We start from the raw sequence: 26,155 nt of genomic DNA, 5'->3' as shown, positions 1-26,155 counted from the left end.
TTCGCATGGGACAAAGACGCGTTCCCAAACACGGAGGCATGCCATGAATTCCGTTGACGATATCGACCTGATTGAAGAGACCCCGGCCGCCGCTGAGGGCATCGAATCCGTTTCCGAAAACCTCTTCGACCACGCCGCCGCCGCCACGGCGGTCGAATCCGCCGATACGTCCGAAGACGGCGACGACGAGGAAGACGAAGACGCCGATGAGGAGGCCACTGCCTCGGCCGGCGATGAGTCGGAAGACGAGGATGAAGATGGCGACGACGATGAAGACGGCGACGACGAAGACGATGACGCCGACGAAGAAGCCAAGGCCTCGGGCGACGATGAATCCGACGACGAGGATGAAGATGGCGACGACGATGAAGACGACGCCGATGAGTCCGACGATGATGACAAGGAAGAAGCGGCCTGAGCCGTTTCTGGTCGTGTAAAGCATGAGGGGCGGCGCGTTACGCGTCGCCCCTTTTCTCGTCAGGCTCGTCAATCTTCCGGGAAGATTGGCCCGTCAATCCTCCACGATGCTGACCCGCACCCTGTCCGGATAGATGTCGACCTCGATCAGCGGCTCGCCGTTGACGATGGCGCGCCTTGTTGCGTTGCTCATGGCGCCGCCGCGCTCCAGCATGCGCTGAAGGTCGGCGCGCGAACCGTCGCTGCGGAACCAGGGATCGCCGTGGTCGTCGCTGTCGCGCCGGTGGAACTTGTGCCAGTTGGCGCGGTCCTGCCGCACCATCTGCGCCGCGCTGCCGAGCGGATAGCCGTCGCTGGCGCGATGATCGCGATCGGAAATCCGCGCGACGTAAGAGCCAAGCATGTCGTCGGCCCGCGCCGCACCCGCGCCCAGTGTCGTCGCCGCCGCCAGTACGGCAACGGTCATTGCTTTCGAAACAGTCATGAAACCCCCATTGAAACGCCGGCGCGATAGTGCCCGATCCGGAATCGGACAGAGCCAAGCGCCTAGCACATCGAAGGCGTATCCAGTGTGATCTACATCGCCTTGCCGACGCGCGGCAGCGGCTGGGCATTCGGCTGCTGCGCCGGTTGTTGCGCGCCGGCCTGCGCGCTGGCCGTCGCGGCCGGCTGGCTGCCGGTTTTGCCGTTCGAAGCGGAGGCGGTGCCGTTGGCAGGCGTAGCCGGCGAAGTGCCGTTCGCCGGCGCCGTGGCCGCGGTTGCGGGCGTCGCGGGCTTGGCCGACGCGGTCGCCGCCGGCGTTGCGAACGCGCCGCCGACAACGCCGCCCCGAATGATCATCGGGGCCTGCCGGTGCCCCGACTTCTCGGGAATCGCCGCGACCTTTTCGTCGGTGACGGCGGGCATGGGATCGCCAAGCGCTATCATCGACGGCGTCGAGGCCGCGGACAGCTTGGCCGGCTCGATCGCATTCAACCTGATGACCGAAGGCGTCGAGGTCGAGGGTCCGATCACGACGATCGACGAGGCATGCGCCGCGCCGTTCATCGCCAGAAGGCTGATACCGAACGCTCCAAGCAGATGCATCACAAAAACTCCCAAGCCCCAACCCGCATCGAACCCGCACCTTAGAGCCGGCACATTGAAGCCGGCTTGCGCGGAAACTTAACATTTTAGGGATTGATAAATCGCCAATGTCCGCCCTTGCCCGATGGAAGCGGCCGTATTACGGGACCGGCATGTTCATGACTGGTGGTGGATTTGGCTGAGATACTGGCGGCCGGCGGGGCTCTGGAGCGGGCCTTGGCGTTGCTCGAAGGCGGCGACATCGTCGCCATCCCGACCGAGACGGTTTACGGCCTGGCGGGCGATGCCACCAACGGCGTCGCCGTGGCGCGCATTTTCGAGGCCAAGGGCCGGCCGCGCTTCAATCCGCTGATCGCCCATGTCGCCGACCGCGCGATGGCGGACCGCATCGCCGGCTTCGATCCGCTGTCGGCAAGATTGGCCGAAGCCTTCTGGCCAGGCCCGCTGACCCTTGTGCTGCCGCAACGCGCCGGCAACGGCATCCACCCACTGGTCACCGCGGGACTGGACACGATCGCGCTGCGCATGCCGCGCGGGTTCGGCGGCGAGCTGATCGCGCGGCTCGGCCGGCCGCTCGCCGCTCCCAGCGCCAATTCATCTGGAAAGATCAGCGGCACCACGGCAGGCGCGGTCGCCGCCGATCTCGGCGACAGGATCAGGCTGGTCGTCGATGGCGGCGCGACGCCCGTCGGCCTGGAATCGACCATTCTCAAGGTCGATAACAGCAAATTGCGGCTGCTTAGGCCGGGTGGCATCGGCGCCGAGGAGATCGAGGCGGTGGCTGGCGCGAAATTATCGCGCGGCGCTTCCGGCATCGAGGCGCCGGGCATGCTCGCCTCGCATTACGCGCCGGGCGCCGCGATGCGGCTCAATGTCGGGGACGTTGCCGAAGGCGAGGCATTGCTTGCTTTCGGCCGTAATCGCGCCGAGGGCTGGGAACGGGCCGTTGCATTGCGCAACCTCTCCGAGACAGGCGACTTGCGCGAGGCGGCCAGCAACCTCTTCGCCCATATGCAGGCGCTCGACCGTGTCGGCGCCGCGACCATCGCCGTCGAGCCGATCCCGTTCGAGGGCCTGGGCGAGGCGATCAACGACCGGCTTGCCCGCGCCGCCGCCCCCCGTGACAAGCTCGCCTGAGCGCCATAGGTTCTTGGCGTCATGAACGATCAATCCTTCAACCTCGATCCCGCCGTCATCGACCGCTTCGTGGCGATTGTCGGCGACAAATATGCGCTGCGCGACCAGGCCGACATCGCGCCCTACATCACCGAGCGGCGCGGCCTTTGGCATGGCCGGACATCGCTGGTGTTGCGCCCCGGCAGCGTCGAGGAAGTGAGCCGCATCATGCGGCTGGCCACCGAGACCGGCACGCCGGTCGTGCCGCAGAGCGGCAATACTGGGCTGGTCGGCGCCCAGGTGCCGGACAAATCCGGCCACGACATCGTGCTGTCGCTGTCGCGGCTGAACCGCATCCGTGAGATCGATGTCCTGTCGAACACGGTGACCGCCGAGGCCGGCGTCATCCTGCAGACGCTGCAGGAAGCGGCCGACGCCGCCGATCGGCTGTTCCCGCTGTCGCTCGCCGCCCAAGGCTCCTGCCAGATCGGCGGCAATCTGTCCTCCAATGCCGGCGGTACCGGCGTGCTTGCCTATGGCAATGCGCGCGAGCTCTGCCTCGGCGTCGAGGTCGTGCTGCCGACCGGCGAGGTGTTCGACGACCTGCGCAAGCTGAAGAAGGACAACACCGGCTACGACCTGAAGAACCTGTTCGTCGGCGCCGAAGGCACGCTCGGCATCATCACCGCCGCGGTGCTGAAATTGTTCCCGAAACCGAAGGGCAGGGAGGTCGCCTTTGCCGGCCTGCCGTCGTCCCCGAAGGACGCGCTGTCGTTGTTCACTTTGGCGATGGGCCGCGCCGGCGCTTCGCTCACCGCTTTCGAATTGATCGCCAGAAGGCCTTACGATTTCACGCTCAAGCACGGGCAAGGCATCACGCGGCCGTTGGCCGACGATTGGCCATGGTATGTGCTGATGCAGATCTCGTCCGGCCGTTCCGAAGACGACGGCAAGGCGCTGATCGAGGAGATTCTTTCGGCCGGCCTCGAGCAGGGCATCGTCGGCGACGCGGTGGTGTCGGCAAGCCTTGCCCAGGGCGACGCCTTCTGGAACTTCCGCGAGACGCTGCCCGAATGCCAGAAGCCGGAGGGCGCCTCGATCAAGCACGACATCTCGGTTCCGATCGCGTCGATCCCCGAGTTCATCGAAAAGGCGGCCGGCGTGGTGGAAGGCGTCTGCCCCGGTGCGCGCGTCGTCTGCTTCGGCCACATGGGCGACGGCAATCTCCACTACAACATCTCGCGTCCCGTCGACTGGCAGGATGAGGCGTTCCTCGACCTCTATCACCCCATGAACAAGGCAGTGCATGACGTGGTGCGGTCCTTCCACGGATCGATCTCGGCCGAGCATGGCATCGGCCAATTGAAGCGAGACGAGCTCATCGCCACGGCGCCGCCGATGGCGATCGACCTGATGCGCCGGGTGAAGGCGGCCTTCGATCCGGCCGGCATCATGAATCCCGGTAAGGTTATCTGATCCTTCCCCTGTCTGGTGGCCGGTCGCATTCCGATAACCATCCCCGAGATCAGCAAAATTTAACCGACTTTCTTAAGCGCGCCGGTAAGAAGCGAGCGCTAATGTTTCTTCCCATAACGAGGCCGGAAAAACCGGCCCTGAGAGAACCGGAAAAACGGCCCTCAGGAATAACAGGGAAGACATCGATGAACACTGGACTGAAGCCAGTCTGGGCCGGGCGCAACATGCGTCTCGACCCGTTTCGCCTGCCGCAGATGGTGAGCTATGCCACCCGCGACGACTATGGCGATGTGACCTTCACCATCGACCAGCGCGGCGCGGTCATCCGCCGTGTGCTGGAGATGAGCGGCGTGCCGGCGATCATCGCGCTGCCGCCCAATGCGTTCCGCGGCGTCGCCGCCCGCGCCATGGAGGACCCGGACGGCAACGTCACGGTGACGCTGGAACTCCTGCACAATGATCCGATGCTGTCGGTCCCGCTTCTGGTCGCCGACGACCTTGACGACGTCGCCGCCGACTGGCGCGCCTGGGCCGATGCCTATCGTCTGCCGATGCTGCTGATCGAGGCCGACGGCATTGCGCGCACCCTGGAAGAATCGCTCGGCGCCGCCATCAAGGCGCTGCCGCCCCAGGAGCGCCGCAAGGGCCGCGTCTCCACCATGCGCCGCCCGCGCTTCCTCGCCCGCCGCAAGGCCGGCAATCTGGGCTTGCGCCTGGTCATCGACGGCCAGGAGATCATTGCGCGGGAGTAGCGAGATTTTCCCTTCTCCCCTTGTGGGAGAAGGTGGATCGGCGCGCAGCGCCGAGACGGATGAGGGGTGTTCCAGCGGAGTGAGAGGTTGGTGTTCCCTGGAGCACCCCTCATCCGGCCGCTACGCGGCCACCTTCCCCCACAAGGGGGGAAGGGGGAGCCTCGCTACACCATCGGCTTCAGCCATATCCAGATCGACCCGCCGATCAGGCCGAGGAAGATCAGCCAGCCGACCTGGTTGTTCGACTTAAACAGTTTCAGGCATTGGTCCGGGTTGTTAATGTCGAGCCGGATGATCTGGCGCGCCATATGCGCGCCGGCGGCGATGAGACCGGCCAGCGACACCACCGGCACTTGGGCAGATGCAAAGGCGATGGCGAAGCAGATCAGCGCGCCGCCATAGAGCCCGGTGAGCCACATCTTGGTGTTGTCGCCGAACAGCCGCGCCGTCGAGCGCACGCCGACGATCGCGTCGTCTTCCTTATCCTGATGCGCGTAGATCGTGTCGTAGCCGATCACCCACAGGATCGAGCCGATATAGAGCATGATCGCCGGATCATCGATGTCGCCGAACTCGACCGCCCAGCCCATCAGCGCGCCCCAGGAGAAGGCGAGCCCGAGCACGAATTGCGGCCAGTTGGTGATGCGCTTCATGAAGGGGTAGACGGCGACGATCGCGAGCGAGGCGATGCCGAGCGGGATGGCGAAGCTGTTGAACTGCAACAGCACGGCAAGCCCGATGAGCGCCTGGATGATGACGAAAGCCCAGGCCTGGCGGCGCGTCACCTTGCCGGCCGGCAGCGGCCGCGAGCGGGTGCGCTCGACCTGGTTGTCGATGTCCTCGTCGGCGAGGTCGTTATAGGTGCAGCCGGCGCCGCGCATGGCGACCGCGCCGATGAAGAACAGCAGCAGGTACCAGGGCGCTGGAAGCAGCGTCAGCAGCGGGTCGGTCGGGCGCGGATAGGCGCCGGCGGCGAGCGCTGCCGACCACCAGCACGGCCATAAAAGCAGCTGCCAGCCGATCGGCCGGTCCCAGCGCGCGAGCTGCGCATAGGGCCACAGCCAGCGCGGCAGCACCCGGTAGACCCAATGGCCGCTCGGCGCGTCGGCGACGCGGCCCTGGGTCGCTTTCGACTGGACGGTTTCCATCACGTTGAAGTGGCAGCAGCAAGGGGCGCCGTCAAGCGGCCGCGGTGTCGCTTAAGCGGTGAAAACATCGTGACCGGCAAACCATGCCTTGGCGACGTCGATGAAGGCCACAGCCGCCTTCGACAGGCGCTGGCGCGTGTCATGGGTCAGGATGATGCGCTGCATGGGCAGCGGATCGGAGAGCGGCTTGCAGACCAGCGGCAGGCCGTCATAGCTGCGGTCGCCACGGGGCCTCGTATAGCTGACCGCGACGCCGAAGCCGTTGGCCACCATGGAGCGCTGCAGCTCGAACGAACTGGTCGTCGCGCGGGCTATCGGCGACAGGCCGCGGCTGAGGAAAAGGTCCAGCATATGCTGCCAGCTGTGCGGCTGGTCGGTGGTGATCAGCGGATGCTGCGCCAGTTCCGCCAGGCTGACGGCGTGCTTGTCCGCCAGCGTATGGTCGGCCGGCAAAAGCGCGTGCGGCCGCAGTTCGTGCAGGAGAATGCGCTTGAAATGGCCTGGAAGACCGAGATCGTAGGTGAGGCCGAGGTCGACGGCGCTGTCGGCCAGGCGCCGCCCGAGCGTGTCGAAGGTTTCGTCGCCGATGACGACGGTGACGGCCGGGCAGCGCTCGGCGAAGGCGCGCATCAGCGCCGGCGCGAAATAAGGCGCCAGATCCTCGAAGCAGCCGAGCACCAATTCGCCGCCGATATCGGCGTCGCGCGAACCGAGCGCCGCCAGTTCATCGGCCTCGCCCAGCACCTGCCTTGCCTTGGCGACGGCCCTGCGACCGAAGGATGTCAGCGCAACGCCGCTGCCGCGCTGGCGCACGAACAGTTTCTGGCCAAGGTCGTCCTCGACATTGTCGATCGCCACCGAGATCGACGGTTGTGAAACATTGAGCGCGTTCGCCGCCGCGGTCACGCTGCCATAGCGGGCAACGGCAACGACATAGCGCAACTGGGTGAGCGTCAGTTTCATAGGCAAAAACTATAAACTAGATGACAAGTTATTATTTTACACGATGTCAGGCGCTTGCGATAGTCGCGCCACCGAACCACAAGCAATTCCAGGAAAAGTGTGCAGCGGTTTTCCGTCCGGAATTGCGTCAAACAAAGAAAGCAATTCCAGGAAAAGTGTGCAGCGGTTTTCCGTCCGGAATTGCGTCAAACAAAGAGACCGAGCGCCATGGCCAGCCCAAAGATCGATGCTTCGACGATTGCCGACTACCAGCGCGATGGCGCTGTCTGCGTCCGCGGCGCCTTCAAGGACTGGGTCGATGTCATCGCCGACGGCATCGAGCGCAACATTCAGAACCGCAGCGCCACCGCCTCCGACATCGCCGGCGGCAAGGGCAGCTTCTTCGACGATTACTGCAACTGGGAGCGCATCCCGGAATTCGTCAGGGTCGTGCGCGAATCGCCGGCCGCCGAGCTTGCCGCCGCGGTCATGCAGTCGCGCAGCGCCCAGTTCTTCCACGACCACGTGCTGGTCAAGGAGCCCGGCACGCAGAAGCCGACGCCCTGGCACCAGGACATTCCCTATTATTTCGTCGACGGCAGCCAGACGGTCAGCTTCTGGATCCCGATCGATCCGGTGAAGGAGGCGACGCTGCGGCTGATCGCCGGCTCGCACAGATGGGAAAAGATGGTCCTGCCGGTGCGCTGGCTGAACGACGCCAACTTTTACGCCGGCGAGGGCGACTACCTGCCGGTGCCCGATCCCGACAACGATCCTTCGATGAAGGTGCTCGAATGGGAGATGGAGCCGGGCGACGCCATCCTCTTCGACTTCCGCACCGCCCATGGCGCGCGCGGCAACATGACCTCGGCGCGGCGCCGGGCGCTGTCGCTGCGCTGGGTCGGCGACGACGCGCATTATGTCGAGCGCCCCGGCCGCACCTCGCCGCCCTATGCCGGCCACGACATGAAGCCAGGCCAGAAACTGCGCGAGGACTGGTTCCCCGTTATTTTCCAGAGCTGAGCCGTCCCTCAGGAGCTTGAGCCGTTTTCCCGATCGGTCGGGGTTGGGGACCTGTCTCATCGGCCTTGATGAGGCCCATGTTCCCGTGCGCAATTGCCGCCAAAATGCCAAGACGCCTTGACCCGTCGCCCGCGGACCAATAGCGGGTTCAGGGAGACGACCAGCAAGAGGTGGCCATGAACGTTCTTCTTCTCGGTTCGGGTGGCCGCGAACATGCGCTCGCCTGGAAGATGTCCGCCTCGCCGCTGCTGACGAAGCTTTATGCATCGCCCGGCAATCCCGGCATCGGCCGCGTCGCAGAGCTGGTCAAGCTCGACGTTGCCGACCATTCCGTCGTCGCCTCCTTCTGCCAGGAAAAGAAGATCGATCTGGTCGTGGTCGGCCCGGAAGGCCCGCTGGTCGCCGGCATCGCCGATGATCTGCGCGCCTGGGGCATCCGCGTCTTCGGTCCGTCCAAGGCGGCGGCAAGGCTCGAGGGCTCGAAGGGCTTCACCAAGGACCTTTGCGCCAGGTTCAACATCCCCACCGCCGCCTATGGCCGGTTCAGCGACCTCGCCTCGGCAAAGGCTTATGTCGAGAAGACCGGCGCGCCGATCGTCATCAAGGCCGACGGGCTTGCCGCCGGCAAGGGCGTCACCATCGCGATGACGATCGAGGAGGCGAACGCCGCGCTGGAAGCCTGTTTCGACGGCGCTTTCGGCGCCGCCGGCGCAGAAGTGGTCGTCGAGGAATATCTGACCGGCGAGGAGGCGAGCTTCTTCTGCCTCTGCGACGGCGCCACCGCGCTGCCCTTCGGCACCGCGCAGGACCACAAGCGCGTCGGCGACGGCGACACTGGCCCGAACACCGGCGGCATGGGCGCCTATTCGCCGGCGCCGGTGATGACGCCGGACATGACCGAGCGTACCATGCGCGAGATCATCGAGCCGACCATGCGCGGCATGGCTAATTCCGGCGCGCCCTTCGCCGGCATCCTGTTCGCCGGCCTGATGATCACCGACCAAGGCCCCAAGCTGATCGAATACAACACCCGCTTCGGCGATCCCGAATGCCAGGTGCTGATGATGCGGCTGAAGGACGACCTGCTCGTCCTGCTCAACGCCGCCGTCGACGGCCAGCTCGCGCATATGTCTATCCGCTGGAGCGACGAGACGGCGTTGACCGTGGTGATGGCGGCGAGGGGCTATCCCGGCACGCCGGAAAAGGGCTCGGTCATCCGCGGCCTCGACGAGGCGGAAGGCGAGGGCGTCCAGGTCTTCCATGCCGGCACCGCCATCAATGGCGGCGCGTTGGTCGCCAATGGCGGCCGCGTGCTCAACGTCACCGCGCTCGGCAAAACCGTCGGCGAGGCGCAGGCCAAGGCCTATGCCGCGATCGAGCATATCGACTGGCCGCAAGGCTTTTACCGCCACGATATCGGCTGGCGCGCCGTCGAGCGCGAGAAGAGTGGCTCTTAAGCCGCCTTGCTTCTGCCTGTCCGCGCCCAGGCCGGCAGCCAGTCGCCATGCGCGGCGATGAGGTCGTCGACCAATGACCAGATCTGGTCGAGATCGAGCTCTGCCGCAGTATGTGGGTCCATCATCGCCGCGTGATAGATGTGCTCGCGGTTCTCGCTCATCAGCGCCCGCACCGTCAGTTCCTGCACATTGATGTTGGTGCGGATCAGCGCCGTGAGCTGCGGCGGCAATTCGCCGATGTAAGTGGGCTGGATGCCTGAAGCATCGACCAGGCAGGGCACTTCCGCCGCGCAATCGACAGGCAGCGAGGTGATGCAGCCATTGTTGCGGACATTGCCGTAGATCACCGACGGCTCGCCGGTCCAGACCGAGTTCATGATCGAAGATGCGTATTCCTTTGACTGCTCGACCTCGATCCGATCCGCCGAGCGATAGGCTTCCGCCTGGCCCTTCCAGCGCTCGATCTGCTCGATGCAGCGTTTTGGATATTCGTCGAGCGGGATGCCGTATTTCTCGATCAGGTCGCCGCGCCCGTTCTTGATGAAATAGGGCGTGTATTCGGCGAAGTGCTCCGAGCTCTCGGTAACGAAATAGCCGAGCCGGGTCAGCATCTCGTAGCGCACCTTGTTCGGGCAGCGCGGGTTCCAGCCGGGCTTCGGCGCGCGCCCTTCGCGATAGGCGTGCACGAGATCGGGATAGAGGTCGCGATAAGAGCCGTCCGGCTGGCGATGCTCGAACTTGAGATAGAAAGCCATGTGGTTGATGCCGGCCGAGCGGTAGCGGATCTCGTCATAGGGAAGGTCGAGGTCATGCGCCAATTCCATCGCAGTGCCCTGCACCGAATGGCAGAGCCCGACCTGCTTGATCGTGGGATATTTCTCGGCGATCGCCCAGGTGTTGATCGCCATCGGGTTCACATATTGCAGCATGATCGCTTCGGGGCAGACGGCGAGCATGTCCTCGCAGATTTTCCACAGATGCGGCACGGTCCTCAGGCCCCGCATGATGCCGCCGACGCCGAGCGTGTCGGCGATGGTCTGGCGCAGGCCGTATGTCTTCGGCACCTCGAAGTCGGTGACGGTGCAGGGCTCGTAGCCGCCGATCTGGAAGGCGACGACGACGAAGTCGGCGCCGGAGAGCGCCTTGCGCTGGTCCGAATAGGTCTCTGCCTTCGCCTTGACGCCAAGCGTGGCAATCAGCTTGTTGACGACGACGGCGCTTTCTTCCAGCCGCTGCGGGTTGATATCCATCAGCGCGATGGTCGCGCCCGACAGCGCGGGCCGCTGCAGCACGTCGCCGACGATGTTCTTCATGAACACCGTCGAGCCGGCGCCGATGAACGCGATCCTGGGATTTCTTGCCACTGTAAAAACCTCCGGCACTTCTAGGCCACGTCGAAAGCGGCCCTGACGAGCCGTTCGGTGTAGGCGGTCTTGGGATTGGAAAGGACCTCGTCGACGGGTCCCTGTTCGACGATCTTGCCATGCTGCATGACGATGACGCGATGGCACAGCGCCCGCACCACCTTGAGGTCGTGCGAGATGAAGAGGTAGCTCAGGCCGCGCTCGTCCTGCAGCTTGCGCAACAGGTCGATGATCTGCGCTTGAACCGAGAGGTCGAGCGCCGATGTCGGCTCGTCCAGCAGGATGAATTCCGGCTCCAGCGCGATCGCCCGCGCGATCGCGATGCGCTGCCGCTGGCCGCCGGAGAATTCATGCGGGAAGCGCGACAGGATGTTGCCGGGCATGCCGGCGCTGACCAGCGCTTCGCGCACCCGCTCGACCCGCTCACGCCGCGTCGCCCCCAGCCTGTTGACGACCAGCCCTTCCTCGATGATCTGGCCGATCGTCATGCGCGGGTTGAGCGAGGAGAAAGGATCCTGGAAGACGATCTGCATGCGCGAGCGTAGCGGCCGCATCTCGGCCCGCGACAGTTTCTCGATCGGCTGGCCGTCGAAACGGATCTCGCCGCGCTTGGTGTCCTGCAGCCTGAGCAGCGCCTGGCCGAAGGTGGTCTTGCCGGAGCCGGATTCGCCGACCAATCCGAGCGTCTCGTGGCGGCAAAGCTTCAGGTCGAGATCGTCGACCGCGACCAGCTCGCGCCAGTCTGGCTTCAGGAAGGAGCCGTGGCGCAGCGTGAAGCAGACGCGCACGCCATTCGCCCCGAGGATCGTGCCGCTGCCTTCCGGCAGCGGCTTCGGCCGCCCGTGCGGCTCGGAAGCGAGCAGCCGCTGCGTGTAGGGATGCTGCGGGTCGGCGAATAGACGCTCGGTGACGTTGTGCTCGCGCATCTCACCATGCTGCATGACATAGACGTAGTCGGAGAACTTGCGCACCACGGTGAGGTCGTGCGTGATCAGGATCACCGCCATCTTCAGCTCCTTCTGAAGATGGCGGATGAGGTTGAGGATCTGCGCCTGCACGGTGACGTCGAGCGCGGTGGTCGGCTCGTCGGCGATCAGCACGTCGGGGTCGTTGGCCAGGGCCATGGCGATCATGACGCGCTGGCGCTGGCCGCCGGAAAGCTGGTGCGGATATTGCTTCAGCCTCGCCTCCGGCTCGGGAATCTGGACATGCTTGAGAAGCTCGAGCGCCCGCGCCCAAGCTTGCCTGCGGCTCATCTTGCGGTGCACCCGGATCGCTTCGACGATCTGGCCGCCGACTGTGTAGATCGGGTTGAGCGAGCTCATCGGCTCCTGGAAGATCATCGAGATGCGGTTGCCGCGCAGCTTGCGTCGCGAACTCTCCGGGAACTTCAGGATGTTCTGCCCGAGATAGTCGACGCTCGACCGCGGCGACACGGTCGCCCGCCGTGACAACAGCCCCATGACGGTGCGCGCCGTCACCGACTTGCCGGAGCCGGATTCGCCGACGATCGCGATCGTCTCGCCGCGATAGAGCTGGAACGAGACGTCCTTGACCGCCTCGACGGTGCCGTGCTCGACCTTGAAGGCGACCTCGATGTTGCGGGCGTCGATCACAGGCTGATCATGGCGACCGCCATGATCATGCCGGACGGCCGGTGCGAAATTGTCTGCAAGCGCGATCGTTGTCATCCCGGCCACCTCAATAGGGATCGACGGCGTCGCGCAGGCCGTCGCCCAGCGCGTTGAAGGCAAAGACGGTGATCAGCACGAAGCCGACCGGCGACAGGATCCAGGGATAGGTGCCGATGACCGAATAGGTCGCGGTGTCCTGCAGCATCAGCCCCCAGGAGATCAACGGCGGCTTCACCGCGAAGCCGAGGAAGCCGAGGAAGGATTCCAGAAGCACCACCGTCGGGATCGCCAGCGTCACGGCGACGATCACGTGGCTCATCACATTGGGGAAGATGTGCTGCAGGATGATGCGCCGGTCGGTGGCGCCGACCGCCATGGCGGCGCGAACATAGTCGATGCGCGCCAGCGCCAGCGTCTTGCCGCGCACCTCGCGCGACATCTGCGCCCAGCCCAGCGCCGACATGACGATGATGACGAAGGCGAGGAAGACGTTGGTCGGCGCGGTGACCGGAATCAAGGTTGTCAGCGCCAGATAAAGCGGCAGTTGCGGAAAGGCGAGCACAAGCTCGACGAAGCGCTGCATCCAGACATCGAACTTGCCGCCGAAATAGCCCGAGACCATGCCGACGCTGGTGCCGATGACGGTGATGATGAAGACCACCGTCAGCGCGATCATCAGCGAGACGCGCGAGCCGTGGATGGCGCGCGACAGCACGTCGCGGCCGAACTTGTCGGTGCCGAGGAAATGCACCGGCTGGCCGTCCATCGAGCCGAAGAAGTGCCGGTTCGCCGGGATGAAGCCGAGCAGCTTGTAGGGTACGCCCTCGACGAAGAAGCCGAGCAGCCGGGGATGGTCGTAGTCGGGGCCGACGATCGGCTGGAAGGTGACCGGATCGAGGTCGGTCGACTCGGCCAGGGCATAGATCCTCGGCTGGGCAACGACATTGCCGTCCTTGTCGTGAAAGCTAGGCACCTGTGGCGGCGCGAAGGCGATATCGGTCGCCTTCGGGTCCATCGGCGCAAGGAATTCGGCGAACACCGCCATGACAAGCAGGAGCACCACCAGGCAAAGCCCGGCCATGCCTGTCCACGACCGCTTCAGCCGGCGCCAGACCAGCGCGATATAGCTCTCATTGCCATGTGCCGGTTCGGCTACGGTCACGCCTTCTGCGGGCAGCGGCGGCGGAGATGGGTCGCGCGCAAGCATCTAGCGCTCCCCGAACTGGCGGATGCGGGGGTCGAGCAGCACGAGCAGCATGTCGGCGATGATGTTGCCGACGATCAGCGTCGCCGACAGCACCATCATGAAGGTGGCGGTCACGTAGACGTCGCCCACCGCCATCGAGCCGACGATCGCCGGGCCGACGGTGGGCAGCGCGAAGATGATCGCCGTCTCGATCTCGCCGGTCAGCATGTAGGGCAGCACCACGCCCTGATACATGACCAAGGGATGCAGCGCGTTGGGCACGGCGTGGCGCATGACGACGGCGCCGCCGGTCAGGCCCTTGGCCTTGGCAGTCTCGACATATTGCGCGTTCAGCGTGTCGAGCAGATTGCCTCGCATGACGCGCATATTGTAGGCGAGCCCGCCGAAGGTCGCGATCGCCACAACCGGCCAGACATGCTTGACCAGGTCGACGAACTTCGCCCACGACCACGGCGCGCCGCCATATTGCGGCGAGAAGAACGAGCCGATCTCCGACACGTTGAACTGGAAGACCAAGAGATAGACGATGATCAGCGCCATCAGGAAGCGCGGCACCGTCATGCCGAGGAAGGAGATCGCCGACAGTGTCGAGTCGATCCAGCTATATTGCCTTGTCGCAGCCCATATGCCGAAGCTGATGCCGAGCACCGAAGCGAGCAGGTGGCAGACCAGCGCCAGCAGCAGCGTGCGCGGCAACCGCTCGCCCACCACGTCGGCCACCGGCTTGTTGTAATAGAGGCTGTAGCCGAAATCGCCGCGCGTGATGATGCCGCCGATCCAGTTGAGATACTGGACGGGCAGCGGCTTATCGAGGCCGTGTTCCTTGCGATAGGCCTGGGCCTGCGCGTCCGCTTCGGCGTAGGAGGCGCCGCCCTGATTGATCAGCTGCGATTTGATGTAGTCGGCATAGTCGCCGGGCGGCGCCTGGATAATGGCGAATGTGACGAGGCTCAAGATGGCGAGGACGGGGATCGCCGACGCTATGCGCATGAGCAGGAATCGCAGCATGGCCGGTTCGCTTCCTTTCTCGCCTGTCGCTCTGTCGAGCGTGTTCGGAGGTTCCATTTGTCCGGCCGCGCCGCGGCGCGGCCGGACATCTCTTCGTCAGGGAGGGTAAGCTTAATCCATTGGCCCCTTATCGCCAGGCTTGCCGGGAAGTTCCTTGGGGAAGAGCTCATACTTGGCCTGCTTGTCCGCCTTGACGAACACGCGCTCGCGGATGATCGAGTCCTCGGCCCAGTTGAACATGAAGATCGGCGTGCCCTGCGGAATGTTGGAGAAGCGCTTGTTGACGATCAACGCGCCCGGATATTCCGTCAGGCCGACATTGTAGACGTGCTCGGTCGAGATCTTCTGGAACTTTCGCATCAGCTCGGCGCGTTGGTCGTTGTCCTGCGTCGACACGAACGTGTTGACGATGTCGACGAGATCCTTCTCGAACGGCATCAGGTCGACCTCGCCGCTTTCCGGCGCGCGATGGTTCCAGCTGGTCTTCGGGCCGACCGGCGCGAGCTGCTCAGTGTTCTGCACCACTGAGGTAAGCTCGGTGTCGTTGCGCCGGATCAGCCAGTCGAAGCGGCCGGAATATTCCGAGGCATCGCGCTGCGTGCCGTTGAGCCCGTTGAGCACGACCCGCAAGCCCAGCTTCTCCATCTGAGCAACCACGCCTTCGGCGAGGCTCTTGTCGGTGGTGTAGTCGTTGTTGACCAACATCACGATCTCGACATCCTTGCCGCCGGCTGTGCCGGCCGGGAAGTTCACGACGCCGTCGCCGTCCGTATCCTTGAGGCCGGCCTTGGCGAGCAGGGCCTTCGCGCCTTCAAGGTCGAACGGATAGTAGACGGTCGACTTGCGGTCATAGAAGCTGGTGCCCGACGAGAAGCCGCCCGGATAGATGGCGGTGAACGGACCCTTGACCAGCGAGTTGCCCAACGCCTTGCGGTCGAGCGCCATGGTGACGGCCTTGCGGAAATCCTCATTGCGATTCAATTCACGGATCGCCTGGCTGCGCTCGTCGGGGTTGCCCCAGCCATTGGCGGAGAAGTTCATGCGCAGATTGTAGCCGATGAGGCGTGGGCCGAAGGCGAGCCGGGCGGGAGCGTTCGGATCCGCCGCGCGCTTCAGCGAGGCGACGAAGTTTTCCGGCTGCTCGAGATTGGAGAAATCGCCAGAGCCCGCCACCGCTTGAACGTCGCGATCGGCCCAGGTCGAGAGCTTGTATTGCAGCTCGTTGAGATAGGGCAGCTGGTTGCCCTTCTCGTCGACCTTCCAATAGTACGGGTTGCGGCGCATGACGATGATGTCGTCCGGCCTATACTCGACCGGCACCCAGGCGCCCATCACCGGCATGTTCATATATTCCGGCGGGAAGGCGTTCTTGAACTGGTCGTAGGTGTTCTTCGAATATTTCGGATGTTGCGGCTTCAGGATGTGCGACGGACCGGGGCAGAAAGTGCCATAGGCCATGGCATAGAGATACTGCCGCGGGAACGCCTCCTTGAACGTCCATTCGATGGTGTAGTCGTCGATCTTCTTCAGCGTCGTGCCGACCCCAAAAGTCTCCGGCGTGGCGCCGTTGAGCGGCGAGACGTTCGGATCGACGACCTCGTCGTCCCAATAGAACATGACGTCGTCGGCATTGAAGGGCGCGCCGTCGGACCATTTGGCGCCTTCGACCAGATGCATGGTCAGCTTGTGGCCGTCGCTCGACCAGTCCCAGCTCCTGGCGAGGTTGGGCAGCGGCTCGGTGTCCTTGGCCTCGACCTGGAACAGCGGCGCGGTGCGCGTCAGGCATTCGGAAAGGCCGATGTCGATGCCGCCCCACCCTTGGGTCTGGCCGGCGCCGTAGTTCCAGCCTTCCGGCCTTCCGCCGATGACATGGCGCATCGTGTCGCCATAGACGCCGACGCCGTCCGGCATGTTGCCGGTCTTGAAGACGAGCGGCTCCTTGGGCAGGCGGTCCTTGACCGGCGGCAGCTTGCCGGCCTTGACATATTTCTCGGTCACCCAGTCCGGCTCGTGATATTCGGGCAGCGCCTTGAACTCCAGGATGGAGTCGCGCGCCACATAGTGGATCTTGCCTTCGGCCGGAAACGTCGCCGGCTCCGGCGGGATCGTCGCCTCGGATGCGAAGGCGTGTGCCGGAATGGCAACGCCCATCGCCAGTCCGGCGGCAAAGCCAATTCTGCGTAAGGTCCTCATCGTCTCCTCCCAGTTGTTTTGGACGCCTGCTGCTGCCCGCCTCTTGTGTCTGGACGGCTGATCGGGCGGACATGCCTCCTGCGCATCCGCCTGCTTGCCGGCGATTTCAGCCGGCCTGTTTGAGCGCGGCCTTTTCGGCGCGCAATTCCTCGATCGAACGCACGCTCCGCCGCGCGGCGCCCGCCCATTCGCGGGTCTTGACCTTGGATTTCGAAAGCCGCTCCTTCGCCGCCGGAACGGCATCGGCATATTGCGGCAGCCACTGCGCCTGGGCGACGACCATCTCGTCCACCATCTGCCAGACCTCTTCCGGCGTCGACACGGCGCCCACCAGCGGGTCGTGCAGCACGGCGAGCTTCAAGAGATCGATGTCGCCGGCGATCGCGGCATGCACCGACATGCGCTGGACGTTGATCGAGGCCATGCAGGTGGCGGCACAGGCTTCCGGCAGCGTGATGCCGGCCGCCATGTTGATGCCGAAGCGGTCGACGAAACCGGGCGATTCGATGATGGCGTCCTGCGGCAGGTTGGTGATCACGCCGTTGTTCTTGACGTTGAAGTGTCCTCTATAGACACGATTCGTCTCCAGCGCCTCGAGGATGTGGCTGGCATGCTCGTTTGAGCGCCTGGCCGGGTCGATCGGCTTCGACGCCGCTTCGAGGAATTGCGGATATTCCGTCTCGAACCAGTTGCGGGTCTCGGTCGAGTAGCGAAGATAGCCTCCGGTCTCGCCATGGATCCAGTCCGACATGTCGATCCAGCGCGTGATCTCGTCGGGGCGCTTGCGGTACCAGGGCAGATATTCCGACAGATGGCCGTTGCTTTCGGTGGAATAGACGCCGAAGCGCTTCAGCACATCGATGCGCAGCTTTTCCTGCTTTGAATAGATGGGGTGCGCCTCGAAGGCCGCGACCAACTCGTCCTTGCCGATCGGCCGGCCGTTCAGCCTGAGCTCGATGAACCAGGTCTGATGGTTGATGCCGGAGCAGACATAGTCGAGCTCGCTTGGCGACTTCGCGCCGAGCACTTCGGCGATCTGCTCGGCGCCATGCTGCACGCCATGGCAGAGCCCGACCGTATCCACCTTGCCATATTCGATCGCCGCCCACGTGTTCATCGCCATCGGGTTGGCATAGTTGAGGAACTTGGCGTTGGTGTCGGCGACCTCGCGGATATCCCGGCAGAAGTCGAGGATCACCGGGATGTTGCGCTGGCCGTAGAGGATGCCGCCGGCGCAGATGGTGTCGCCGACGCATTGGTCGATGCCATATTTCAGCGGGATGCGGATGTCGTCGGCATAGGCTTCGAGCCCGCCGACGCGCACACAGCTGATGATGTAGCGCGCGCCCTCCAGCGCCTCGCGGCGGTTCGTGGTCGCCGTCACCTTGGTCGGCAATTTGTTCGCTTCGACGATCCTGTCGAGGATCGCCTTGATCATGCCGAGATTGTGCTCGCTGACATCGGTCAGCGCGAATTCGATATCCCTGAATTCCGGCACGCACAGGATGTCGGTGAACAGCTTCTTGGTGAATCCGACGCTGCCGGCGCCTATAATAGCGATTTTGAAGCTCATCACCTTCACCTCGATCCAATCGAATGCTAGGCAAGGAGCAACAAGGGAGGATACGGTCGCGCGCCATGGCGCTCGCACCGCTCAAAGCCCGAAATCCGGCTTTTTCTCCTCCCGCCCGCTCCTCGATCGCGGGTTTTCCCGTTTTGATGAGCTGGATTATGCGCTTATTCGCCGGCGCGGCCAGAGAAGGATTATGCTTTCGAGGGTAATTTTGTGCTGCGTGACCTGATCGCCAACGGAAAGCTGATGCGCACGATCTCGCTGCCGCGCGGTGGCCAGCGCCTGCACGCCATGCCGACCAGCACCGGCTACGAACTGCGTGAGGACGAGACCTATGACTGGGACGGGCGCAAGCGCGGCCAGACGCCCTTCACGGTGCTTCAGCACACGATCAGCGGCACCGGCCAGTTGCGCTACGAGAACCGCAATTATCGGCTGCAGGCGAACGACACGCTGTTGGTTCTGGTGCCGCACAACCATCGCTACTGGTTGGCCAAGGGCGACCGCTGGGAATATTTCTGGATCTCGATGAATGGCGAGGAGGCTCTGCGCATCCACAAGTCGATCCTCAGCGTCTCGGGCCCGGTGTTCCGGCTGCAGCCGGCGACCGTCGACCACCTAGCCGATTGCAGCCTGCGGCTGATCAAGGGTGCTGCTTCGCCGGGCGCCGCCTCGGCGATCGCCTATGAGGCGGCAATGGCGCTTTACGACGATGTCTTCGGCTCGCACGCCTTCGCCGAGAAGCAGAGCGCCATGCAGCCGGTCATCGACCACATCAACGCCAATCTCGACAAGCCGCTGCCGGTGGCGGAGCTGGTCGAGATCAGCGGCCTCAGCCGAGCCCATTTCTCGCGCTGCTTCGCCGAGAGCGAAGGATTGCCGCCGGCGGAGTTCGTGCTGCAGCAGCGCCTGCAGCGCGCGGCGAAGCTGCTCACCAGGGCCGATTTCCTGCCGGTGAAGGAAGTCGCGGTGCTGTGCGGCTTCGAGGACGCGAACTACTTCTCAAAAGTCTTTCGACGCTGCTACGGCATCAACCCGACGCAGTTCCGCACCACCGGCATGTATGCCAGCCTCGGCAGCCATCGCTGATGTCCCTCGGGCTCTTGGAAGATGTCAGCGCTTGGCGCTGTCGAGCGCGGTCGATGCTGTGCTGACCGGATCTGCCACGGCGGCAAAGGCCGCGTCGATCTGCTCGGGCGTGCGCTGTCCGGAGCGTTTCCAGGCGATATATTGCACGATGCCGAAGCCGGCACGCTGCGGCACCGTCTTCACCACCGGCATGCGGAACCCGTCGCGGAACTTTTCCCAGCGCGCGCCGAGCACGGCTACCATCTCCTCGACGGTCGGCGGCGTCGCCACGTCGGCATAGGTGATGGTGACTTTGCCGGCGAGCGCTTTTTCGCGCGGCACCGGCACCGGGATCGAGGCGAGATAGTCGGCCGGCACATCGAGCAGGCCGCCAAAGGCCCATTGCCGGCGTAGCTCGTCGGCGCTCATCGGCGCGACGCTGACGTCGATGTCGTTGGGCGTGCCGGGCACACGGTAGGGGCAGGAGAAATGGCCGCAATTGGCCTGCGCCGAGAATTGCCACAGCGCGTAGCCCTGCCAGTTGCCCATCGGGAAATGCACGTCGATGGCGGGCTTGTAGCGCGCGTACCAGAGCGGCAGCCGCGACAGCAGCCGATATTGGTAGCGGTTGTCGGCGATGTACTGGGCGGTCTTGCCGTTGACATAGAGCACCGGGAAGCGGCCGAGGCGGCGATGCACCTGGCGCACGAATTCCTCGGCATCCTCCAGCGACATCCATTGCATTGGGTCGATGCCTTCGATGTCGAGGGCCATCAGCTCATCCGGCGCCGGCTCGGCGAAATCGATGAAATTATTGGCCTGCTCGACCGGGTTGCCGGGGCGGGCGAGGTGATAGGCGCCCCATTTCAGGCCGAGCGCCTTGGCCACCACCTTGCGCGTCTGGAACAATTCGCGCGTCACCGCATAGCGCTTCCATTGCGCCTTGCAGAGTTTGACGTCGGCCTCGGCGCCGAAGCAGACATAGGGTGGCGGCAAGCCGTCGGATGCCTTGTTGATGAAGCCGGCGATGCGTTTGTCGGTGACGAGCTGCTGCCAGTCGATCGAGTTGTATTCGTAGGCGTCGATCACCAGCGGGCGGTCGGCATTCTTCCACGGCTCGGAGAAATCCGAGGCCTTTGCCGCCGTGCCCAGCGCAACCGCAGCCGCGAGAAGCGCCAGGCGGCGAAGAGGGCGCGCCGGCTTTTTCAATCAGGGTGTCCCCACTGACCAGGGGACGATCCTGAACCGCTATGGTTAAGGAAGTGCTTCGATCGCCTATGCCGCCGGCCCAGCGAAGAGATCGAGGTCGAAGAGATCGGCCATCGCCTTGTAGCCGGCGTCGGACGGATGCAGCCCGTCGCCGCAGTCGAGCTCGGCGCGAATAAGCGAGCCGTCTTGCGGGTCGGCCATCGCCCGGTCGAAATCGATGACGGCATCGGCGGGACTGGAGGTCCTTATCCAATCGTTGACGGCGCGGCGCATCCGTTCCTTCTCGGGAGAGTGGAACGTGCGCAGCGCCTCGCCCGCGAACGCGCCGGCGAAGGGCGTGAGCGTGCCCTGGATGACCTTGATGCCACGCATATGAGCGCGTGCGATCAGTTGCCGGTAGCTGCCGACCAGATCCTCCGGCGAGACGGCCTCGGCCGCTCCGGCCAGCATCGTTCCCGGCCAGCCGATATCGTTGATGCCTTCCAGAAGCACCATGTGGCCGACATTGGGCAGGCCGAGCACATCGCGGTCGAAGCGGGCGAGCGCGCTCGCGCCGCGCGCCCGGCTCGCGGTCATCCGATTGCCGCCGATGCCGTGGTTGAGAACGCCGAGCCGGCCAAGCAGCCCCGCCGCCGAAAGCCGCTCGGCCAGGCGATCTGGCCATCTGGCATTTGCATCCACCGTCGATCCGAATCCGTCGGTGATGGAATCGCCGAAGCAGACGATCGAGCGGCTGTCCGCCTCGCAGCCGACAAGGACGGCGGTGAGGAAATAGCGGCTGGTGGATGTCTGCTGCAAGGGCATGCGCTCCGCCTCGACGAACTCGCCGTAGTCGGAAATATAGGCGGTCTGCTGGGCCTCGAAATGATAGGTCTGGATGGGCGCGAAACCGCTGAAATGCAGGCTGATGGCAACGTCGCCGAGATCGCCGGCCTCGAACTCGACCGGGTCGCTCAAAAGCGGTGCGCCGGGCAGGATCCTGCCTGCGTGCGAGCTGCCGAAAGTCAGCCGGCGCAAGCTCCCGCCTTCGACGCTGCCCCCGCCGGCAGCCCTGGCGATGGATGCTGCGCCGATGTCGATCGGATCGCTGCCATGCTCGTTCGAAAGCCGCACGCAAAAGCGCGTGCCGCCCTTGCTGATGCGCACGATCTGCCTGACCGTCTGGTTGTGGAAGCCGTAAAGAACGGCATCGCCCGGCCAGACATTCATCGGGCTGGCGGCCCACGTTCCCATCCAATGTCCGGTCATCCCGTCGCCTCCTCGTGGATCGAGCAACGCAACGCTAGCAACGTGCGGTCGGCCTCACCACCAGAAATCCGATGCCTTGCCGGTACTTTCTTGCTCTCGCGGCCTGACTTGACGTCAAGCGCAGGATCGCCATCGGCGTCTCGCTCAAAGCACAAGAAAGTATCGGTCATGCGTCAGGGGCGTGGTGGCATCGCCATTTTCGCTTGGTTAGCTTTTCCGTCGTAGCAGCCGGCAGTGGAGGAGCCTTTGCCGGCCAAAGATCGGTTTTGCGAGCTGGCGTGTGTCGCACCCGCGACCGGTGAATTGCCTTTGGGAGGATAGACTATGCCGAATGTGATGGATTTCAGACTGAACCGCCGCGCTTTGCTTGCCAGCGCCGCGGCGAGCGCCGCCGCCGGCGTGATGGCCCGAAGCGGGTCCGCCGGTGCGCAGGAGCTCTCGAAAGTGGTGGCTTGGGAAACGCCCTATCTCGGCTTCTTCTTTTTCGTCGTCCTTCAGGAGGCCTTGAAGCGGAAAGCCGAAAGCCTCGGACTGCAATTCGTCGGCAAGGACGCGAACGGCGATTCCAACGCGCAGGTGAACGACTGGAACAGCCTGCTGCTGCAGAAGCCGCGCTACCTCATCTCGGACGCGCTGGATTCCGAGCTGCTCATCCCGCTGACGAAGAAGGCCAAGTCCCTCGGCGTGCCGGTCGGCATGGTCGACACGCCGCTGACCGGCGGCACCGTTGCCGCTTCGGTCACCTTCGACAATCGTCAGTCGGGCGTGATGGCGGCCGAAAAGACGGCCGAACTCCTGACCAAGAAATATGGTTCGCCCAAGGGCAGCGTGCTGAACAATTACGGCTCGCTGACGGCGGTCGCCCTGCGCAACCGCAAGGAGGGTTTCGAGGAGACCTTGCAGTCCAAATACAAGGACATCGAGGTCATCTCTCGGCCCCAGAACAACCAGCATGAAGAGGCGCTGGCCGTCGTCTCCGCCACGCTGCGCGAGCGCCCCGATCTGGACGCCATTCACATGCCCACCGACATCTTCGTCGTCGACGCCCGCAAGGCCATGGAGACGCAAAAGCGGCTGTTCCCGGTCGGTCACGAGAAGCACATCATCCTGACCAGCATCGACGCCTCGCCCAATGCGCTGGAATGGGTGAAGGCCGGCGAGATCGATGCCGATATCGCACAGGACCCCATCGCCTATGTCGAGATCGTCGTCGACCTGCTGGAGCAGTACACGCTCAAGGGCCAGCCGGTGCCGGCCGGCCCCTATGAGAACAAGAAGTATTTCTGGGAGAAGGGCACGATCGCCGACAGTCCCTCCGGGCCGCTCCTGACCATACCGCCCTACTTCCTGACCAAGGAGAACGCCGACGACCCGCGCCACTGGGCCAATGTCGTCACCAAGGTCTGGAAGATGGAACAGAACGCCGGTTGAGACCCGGAGGGCGAGGGCGCGTGCTGTCGGCCGCGCCCTCGCTTGACCTGCACGGGGGAGCCGACTGATGAGACAGCCAGATCGCGCGACGGCTGAGGATGCACGCCCGATAGGCGAGGGGCCGTTTGCTCCGGCGCCGACCGATCGGCCCGTGCTGGCCGTCGACAACGTCTTCAAGACCTACGGACCGGTCCCGGTGCTCGACGGTGTGTCGCTGTCGGTAGGCAAGGGCGCGATCCACGGCCTGCTCGGCAAGAACGGCGCCGGCAAATCGACGCTGTCCAATGTCGTCGCCGGCTTCACGCGCGCCGATGCCGGCAGCATCATGCTCGACGGCGAGGATGTCTCGTCGCTGACGCTCACCGCGCGCAAGAAGCGCGGACTGCATCTGCTGTCGCAGCATTCCGAGATTTTCGAAGACCTGTCGATCGGCGAGAACCTGCTTTTGCCGAACCTGCCGCGCCGCCATGGCCTGGTCGACTGGGCCGCGCTGCACCGGCAGGCCGGCCTTCTCCTGGAAAGTCACGCCATGCACGTTCCTTCGCGGCGGCGCGCCGGCGATCTCAACGCCAGCGACCGCAGGCGGCTCGCCATCATCAAGGCCGTGGCGGGCGATGCGAAGCTGATCATCCTCGATGAGCCGACGGCTGGCCTTGCGGCGCGCGAGCGCCAGCATCTCATGGAATGGGTCGAGGCGCTGACCGCCAGGGGCACATCCTTCGTCTACATCTCGCACCACAATGACGAGGTCCGGCAGCTCTGCGGCGAATACACGGTGCTGCGCGACGGCAAGGTCGCCGCAAGCGGCGCCGCCGGGTCGCTGTCGGCCGACGGCATGGCCCGGCTGATCACCGGCAGCGACGTGAAGGAATTCCGCCGCGTGGGCTCGGCGGCGCCAAAGCCTTCCGTGGTTGAAATAAGCGGTCTGCGCTTTGCGGGCGGCGGCCCCATCGACCTCACTGTTGGCCGGGGCGAGATCGTCGGCCTGGTCGGACTGCTCGGCGAGGGTCCGCAGGAACTGCTGCGCGCGCTTGGCGGCCTGCTTCCGGCGACGTCCGGCCGCGTCATGGTCGGCGGCCGCCCGGCGCGGATCGATTCCCCAATCCACAGCCTCGACGCCGGTATCGCCTATCTGACGCATGACCGTATCGGCGAAGGGCACGTCGCCTCGATGTCCATCGCGGAAAACCTCAGTCTCGGCAACTGGCCTCTTCGGGCTGGGTGGGCGATCAGCCGTTCCGGCATGCTCGGCCGCGTGCGCCGGGCGCGCGCGGCCATGGATGTCGTGATGGACGGGCCTGATCAGGAGATCCGCAAGCTCAGCGGCGGCAACCAGCAGAAGATCCTGCTTGGCCGCCTGCTGGAGCGAAACCCGGCGATCCTGCTGCTCGACGAGCCGACGATCGGCGTCGACGTGGCGGCGAAGGAACACATCCATCGCCTCATCGATGACGCCACCAGACGCGGCGTCGCGGTTTTGCTGATCGCGCAGGATCCCGACGAGATGCAGCGGCTGGTCGACCGCGTGGTCGTCTTTTCCAAGGGCCGCATCGAACGCTCGCTTGCGGCCGAGGGCCTGACGGTAGACGCCATAGCCGACGCCAGGTCCCTCAGGGAAAAATCATGACAGGACACAGGACGACATGAACGGCAGGAAATTCCTTCTCGACAATGTGGTGTGGATACTGATCATCGTCTTCAGCCTCCTTGCTGGCGTCCTCAATCCGTTCTTCCTGTCGGAGGGCAATCTGCAGAACGTGCTGGTGCAGGCCACGACGCTGGGCGTGCTGGTGCTGGCCGTGTCGTTCACGCTGCTGATCGGCGAAATCGACCTGTCGGTGGTCGGCAATCTCGTCTTTTCCGGGATGATCGGCGCCTATGCCATGCAGCAATACGGCGCGCACTGGACCGTCGCCGTCGTGGTGACCGTGCTGACGGGCACGTTTATCGGCGCGGTTAACGGCTATTTCGTCTCCTACATGCGAATGAACTCGCTCATCGCCACTTTGGCCATGGGCCTGTTCCTGCAGGGCGCGGTGCTCGGCGCCACGCAGGCCCGCACGCTGGTCATAGCCGATGAAGGATACGCCTATATCGGCAGCGCGACGATCGGCACCTGGCCGATCATGCCGGTGGCGCTATTCGTGATCTATCTGGCCGCGCATGTCGTGCTTGCCTATTCGGCCTGGGGCCGCAATCTCTATGCCACCGGCGGCAACCGGCGGGCCGCGCATGCGGCAGGCATCAATGTGCGGCGCGCCCGGCTCGGCGCTTTTGCCGCGTCGGGGTTCCTGGCCGGTCTCGCCGGCTTCCTCTACGCCTCTTATCTCGGGGGCGTGAGCGTCACTGTAGGCAGCACGACCCTGCTCTATGCGGTCGCGGCTCCGGTCATCGGCGGTGTATCCCTGCTTGGCGGGCGCGGACGGGTGCTCGGCATGCTGGGCGGCACGCTGCTCATCACGGTCATCCAGACCGGACTGCAGCTGATCAACGTGTCCGCCTACTACATTCAGATGATCGGCGGCGCGATGATCCTGCTGGCAATTGCCGTCGACGCTTTCCGGGTGCGTGGCGAGGAGCAGGGATCGGTCTAAGGCGCGGCTGTTTCCGGCACATGCGGGCGCCGCGTTCGTGCTTCACACTGTCGCGGTTGGTGTTCACCAGCTGTTTTTCGTCTGTTCCAAAACGTCAAAAAAGTATCGGTCGGGTGGACAAGCCGTGGTGGCAGGGGCTTCAATTGCCGCCTAAGCTTTCCATCGCGGCGGCCAGTGGGAATGCACGGTTTGCCCAACGAAGCGCAGCA

At 64.5% G+C, this 26,155-nt stretch carries 22 protein-coding genes; 10 read left to right on the top strand and 12 right to left on the bottom strand.

Annotated elements, in window-relative coordinates; all coding sequences use genetic code 11:
* The first annotated feature begins 43 nt into the window (after positions 1 to 43).
* Positions 44 to 418: an ATPase (modular protein) gene (locus RFM41_RS05890; protein ID WP_320246376.1), complete on the top strand. Its 375-nt coding sequence runs from the start codon at positions 44 to 46 to the stop codon at positions 416 to 418.
* A 93-nt stretch (positions 419 to 511) separates the two neighbouring features.
* On the opposite strand, the gene RFM41_RS05885 is transcribed toward RFM41_RS05890, so the two are convergent.
* On the bottom strand, positions 512 to 901 hold the full coding sequence (locus RFM41_RS05885) for a hypothetical protein (RefSeq protein WP_320246377.1): 390 nt from the start codon (positions 899 to 901) through the stop codon (positions 512 to 514).
* 92 nt (positions 902 to 993) lie between these two features.
* On the bottom strand, positions 994 to 1,503 hold the full coding sequence (locus RFM41_RS05880) for a hypothetical protein (RefSeq protein ID WP_320246378.1): 510 nt from the start codon (positions 1,501 to 1,503) through the stop codon (positions 994 to 996).
* Positions 1,504 to 1,677: 174 nt separating this feature from the next.
* On the opposite strand from RFM41_RS05880, the gene RFM41_RS05875 reads away from it, so the two are divergent.
* The 3 genes from RFM41_RS05875 (at position 1,678) to RFM41_RS05865 (ending at position 4,847) form a co-directional block, all read left to right on the top strand.
* Positions 1,678 to 2,640, top strand: coding sequence for an L-threonylcarbamoyladenylate synthase (locus tag RFM41_RS05875; RefSeq protein ID WP_320246379.1), 963 nt, complete (start codon positions 1,678 to 1,680; stop codon positions 2,638 to 2,640).
* A 21-nt stretch (positions 2,641 to 2,661) separates the two neighbouring features.
* On the top strand, positions 2,662 to 4,095 hold the full coding sequence (locus RFM41_RS05870; RefSeq protein WP_320246380.1) for an FAD-binding oxidoreductase: 1,434 nt from the start codon (positions 2,662 to 2,664) through the stop codon (positions 4,093 to 4,095).
* A gap of 185 nt (positions 4,096 to 4,280) precedes the next feature.
* Positions 4,281 to 4,847 carry a DUF6101 family protein gene (locus RFM41_RS05865; RefSeq protein ID WP_073986947.1) on the top strand — a complete coding sequence of 189 codons (567 nt, stop codon included), beginning with the start codon at positions 4,281 to 4,283 and terminating at the stop codon, positions 4,845 to 4,847.
* 164 nt (positions 4,848 to 5,011) lie between these two features.
* Here RFM41_RS05865 and ubiA read toward each other — a convergent pair whose 3' ends face one another.
* Together ubiA and RFM41_RS05855 are read right to left on the bottom strand one after the other, a co-directional pair.
* Complete coding sequence (ubiA, locus tag RFM41_RS05860) at positions 5,012 to 5,995, bottom strand: 4-hydroxybenzoate octaprenyltransferase (RefSeq protein WP_320246943.1); 984 nt, start codon at positions 5,993 to 5,995, stop codon at positions 5,012 to 5,014.
* Between the two features lie 51 nt (positions 5,996 to 6,046).
* Positions 6,047 to 6,958, bottom strand: a complete 912-nt coding sequence (locus RFM41_RS05855; RefSeq protein ID WP_320246381.1) for a LysR family transcriptional regulator — start codon at positions 6,956 to 6,958, stop codon at positions 6,047 to 6,049.
* A gap of 207 nt (positions 6,959 to 7,165) precedes the next feature.
* On the opposite strand from RFM41_RS05855, the gene RFM41_RS05850 reads away from it, so the two are divergent.
* Both RFM41_RS05850 and purD read left to right on the top strand, forming a co-directional pair.
* A complete protein-coding gene (locus RFM41_RS05850) occupies positions 7,166 to 7,960 on the top strand; it encodes a phytanoyl-CoA dioxygenase family protein (protein ID WP_320246382.1) in 795 nt (264 codons plus the stop codon).
* A 176-nt stretch (positions 7,961 to 8,136) separates the two neighbouring features.
* On the top strand, positions 8,137 to 9,417 hold the full coding sequence (purD, locus tag RFM41_RS05845; RefSeq protein ID WP_320246383.1) for a phosphoribosylamine--glycine ligase: 1,281 nt from the start codon (positions 8,137 to 8,139) through the stop codon (positions 9,415 to 9,417).
* On the opposite strand, the gene RFM41_RS05840 is transcribed toward purD, so the two are convergent.
* The 6 genes from RFM41_RS05840 to RFM41_RS05815 form a co-directional block, all read right to left on the bottom strand.
* Positions 9,414 to 10,781, bottom strand: a complete 1,368-nt coding sequence (locus tag RFM41_RS05840) for an alpha-glucosidase/alpha-galactosidase (RefSeq protein ID WP_320246384.1) — start codon at positions 10,779 to 10,781, stop codon at positions 9,414 to 9,416. The genes purD and RFM41_RS05840 overlap by 4 nt on opposite strands.
* Before the next feature lie 20 nt (positions 10,782 to 10,801).
* Entirely contained in the window at positions 10,802 to 12,472 is a 1,671-nt protein-coding gene (locus RFM41_RS05835) for an ABC transporter ATP-binding protein (protein WP_320246385.1), read from the bottom strand.
* 10 nt (positions 12,473 to 12,482) lie between these two features.
* Complete coding sequence (locus tag RFM41_RS05830) at positions 12,483 to 13,622, bottom strand: ABC transporter permease (RefSeq protein WP_320246386.1); 1,140 nt, start codon at positions 13,620 to 13,622, stop codon at positions 12,483 to 12,485.
* Entirely contained in the window at positions 13,623 to 14,630 is a 1,008-nt protein-coding gene (locus RFM41_RS05825) for an ABC transporter permease (protein WP_320246387.1), read from the bottom strand. It abuts the gene before it with no gap.
* Between the two features lie 111 nt (positions 14,631 to 14,741).
* Positions 14,742 to 16,823, bottom strand: a complete 2,082-nt coding sequence (locus tag RFM41_RS05820; protein WP_320246388.1) for an ABC transporter substrate-binding protein — start codon at positions 16,821 to 16,823, stop codon at positions 14,742 to 14,744.
* Between the two features lie 106 nt (positions 16,824 to 16,929).
* The gene (locus RFM41_RS05815; RefSeq protein ID WP_320246389.1) at positions 16,930 to 18,396 is read right to left on the bottom strand and encodes an alpha-glucosidase/alpha-galactosidase; all 1,467 of its coding nucleotides are present in this window, start codon (positions 18,394 to 18,396) and stop codon (positions 16,930 to 16,932) included.
* A gap of 246 nt (positions 18,397 to 18,642) precedes the next feature.
* On the opposite strand from RFM41_RS05815, the gene RFM41_RS05810 reads away from it, so the two are divergent.
* Positions 18,643 to 19,485: an AraC family transcriptional regulator gene (locus RFM41_RS05810; RefSeq protein ID WP_320246945.1), complete on the top strand. Its 843-nt coding sequence runs from the start codon at positions 18,643 to 18,645 to the stop codon at positions 19,483 to 19,485.
* 24 nt (positions 19,486 to 19,509) lie between these two features.
* Here the strand turns inward: RFM41_RS05810 and RFM41_RS05805 are convergent, their stop codons facing one another.
* Together RFM41_RS05805 and RFM41_RS05800 are read right to left on the bottom strand one after the other, a co-directional pair.
* The gene (locus tag RFM41_RS05805; protein ID WP_320246390.1) at positions 19,510 to 20,673 is read right to left on the bottom strand and encodes a glycoside hydrolase family 25 protein; all 1,164 of its coding nucleotides are present in this window, start codon (positions 20,671 to 20,673) and stop codon (positions 19,510 to 19,512) included.
* 66 nt (positions 20,674 to 20,739) lie between these two features.
* Positions 20,740 to 21,921 (bottom strand): SGNH/GDSL hydrolase family protein, encoded by a 1,182-nt coding sequence (locus tag RFM41_RS05800; protein WP_320246391.1) that lies wholly within the window; start codon positions 21,919 to 21,921, stop codon positions 20,740 to 20,742.
* A 336-nt stretch (positions 21,922 to 22,257) separates the two neighbouring features.
* On the opposite strand from RFM41_RS05800, the gene RFM41_RS05795 reads away from it, so the two are divergent.
* The 3 genes from RFM41_RS05795 (at position 22,258) to RFM41_RS05785 (ending at position 25,946) form a co-directional block, all read left to right on the top strand.
* Positions 22,258 to 23,352: a sugar ABC transporter substrate-binding protein gene (locus RFM41_RS05795; RefSeq protein WP_320246392.1), complete on the top strand. Its 1,095-nt coding sequence runs from the start codon at positions 22,258 to 22,260 to the stop codon at positions 23,350 to 23,352.
* A 67-nt stretch (positions 23,353 to 23,419) separates the two neighbouring features.
* Positions 23,420 to 24,979, top strand: coding sequence for a sugar ABC transporter ATP-binding protein (locus RFM41_RS05790; RefSeq protein WP_320246393.1), 1,560 nt, complete (start codon positions 23,420 to 23,422; stop codon positions 24,977 to 24,979).
* A gap of 16 nt (positions 24,980 to 24,995) precedes the next feature.
* Positions 24,996 to 25,946: an ABC transporter permease gene (locus RFM41_RS05785; protein ID WP_320246394.1), complete on the top strand. Its 951-nt coding sequence runs from the start codon at positions 24,996 to 24,998 to the stop codon at positions 25,944 to 25,946.
* Positions 25,947 to 26,155 lie beyond the last annotated feature (209 nt).

The sequence above is a fragment of the Mesorhizobium vachelliae genome, assembly GCF_033977325.1.
GTDB lineage: Bacteria > Pseudomonadota > Alphaproteobacteria > Rhizobiales > Rhizobiaceae > Mesorhizobium > Mesorhizobium vachelliae.
This window is presented reverse-complemented; position numbering and strand designations above follow the sequence as displayed.

Excerpts from the sequence above, each read along its gene's own strand:
- RFM41_RS05890 (WP_320246376.1), top strand. The coding sequence starts at position 44 with ATGAATTCCGTTGACGATATCGACCTGATTGAAGAGACCCCGGCCGCC.
- RFM41_RS05885 (WP_320246377.1), bottom strand. The coding sequence starts at position 901 with ATGACTGTTTCGAAAGCAATGACCGTTGCCGTACTGGCGGCGGCGACG.
- RFM41_RS05880 (WP_320246378.1), bottom strand. The coding sequence starts at position 1,503 with ATGCATCTGCTTGGAGCGTTCGGTATCAGCCTTCTGGCGATGAACGGC.
- RFM41_RS05870 (WP_320246380.1), top strand. The coding sequence starts at position 2,662 with ATGAACGATCAATCCTTCAACCTCGATCCCGCCGTCATCGACCGCTTC.
- RFM41_RS05865 (WP_073986947.1), top strand. The coding sequence starts at position 4,281 with ATGAACACTGGACTGAAGCCAGTCTGGGCCGGGCGCAACATGCGTCTC.
- ubiA (WP_320246943.1), bottom strand. The coding sequence starts at position 5,995 with ATGGAAACCGTCCAGTCGAAAGCGACCCAGGGCCGCGTCGCCGACGCG.
- RFM41_RS05855 (WP_320246381.1), bottom strand. The coding sequence starts at position 6,958 with ATGAAACTGACGCTCACCCAGTTGCGCTATGTCGTTGCCGTTGCCCGC.
- RFM41_RS05850 (WP_320246382.1), top strand. The coding sequence starts at position 7,166 with ATGGCCAGCCCAAAGATCGATGCTTCGACGATTGCCGACTACCAGCGC.
- purD (WP_320246383.1), top strand. The coding sequence starts at position 8,137 with ATGAACGTTCTTCTTCTCGGTTCGGGTGGCCGCGAACATGCGCTCGCC.
- RFM41_RS05835 (WP_320246385.1), bottom strand. The coding sequence starts at position 12,472 with ATGACAACGATCGCGCTTGCAGACAATTTCGCACCGGCCGTCCGGCAT.
- RFM41_RS05830 (WP_320246386.1), bottom strand. The coding sequence starts at position 13,622 with ATGCTTGCGCGCGACCCATCTCCGCCGCCGCTGCCCGCAGAAGGCGTG.
- RFM41_RS05825 (WP_320246387.1), bottom strand. The coding sequence starts at position 14,630 with ATGCTGCGATTCCTGCTCATGCGCATAGCGTCGGCGATCCCCGTCCTC.
- RFM41_RS05820 (WP_320246388.1), bottom strand. The coding sequence starts at position 16,823 with ATGAGGACCTTACGCAGAATTGGCTTTGCCGCCGGACTGGCGATGGGC.
- RFM41_RS05815 (WP_320246389.1), bottom strand. The coding sequence starts at position 18,396 with ATGAGCTTCAAAATCGCTATTATAGGCGCCGGCAGCGTCGGATTCACC.
- RFM41_RS05810 (WP_320246945.1), top strand. The coding sequence starts at position 18,643 with ATGCGCACGATCTCGCTGCCGCGCGGTGGCCAGCGCCTGCACGCCATG.
- RFM41_RS05800 (WP_320246391.1), bottom strand. The coding sequence starts at position 21,921 with ATGACCGGACATTGGATGGGAACGTGGGCCGCCAGCCCGATGAATGTC.
- RFM41_RS05795 (WP_320246392.1), top strand. The coding sequence starts at position 22,258 with ATGGATTTCAGACTGAACCGCCGCGCTTTGCTTGCCAGCGCCGCGGCG.
- RFM41_RS05790 (WP_320246393.1), top strand. The coding sequence starts at position 23,420 with ATGAGACAGCCAGATCGCGCGACGGCTGAGGATGCACGCCCGATAGGC.
- RFM41_RS05785 (WP_320246394.1), top strand. The coding sequence starts at position 24,996 with ATGAACGGCAGGAAATTCCTTCTCGACAATGTGGTGTGGATACTGATC.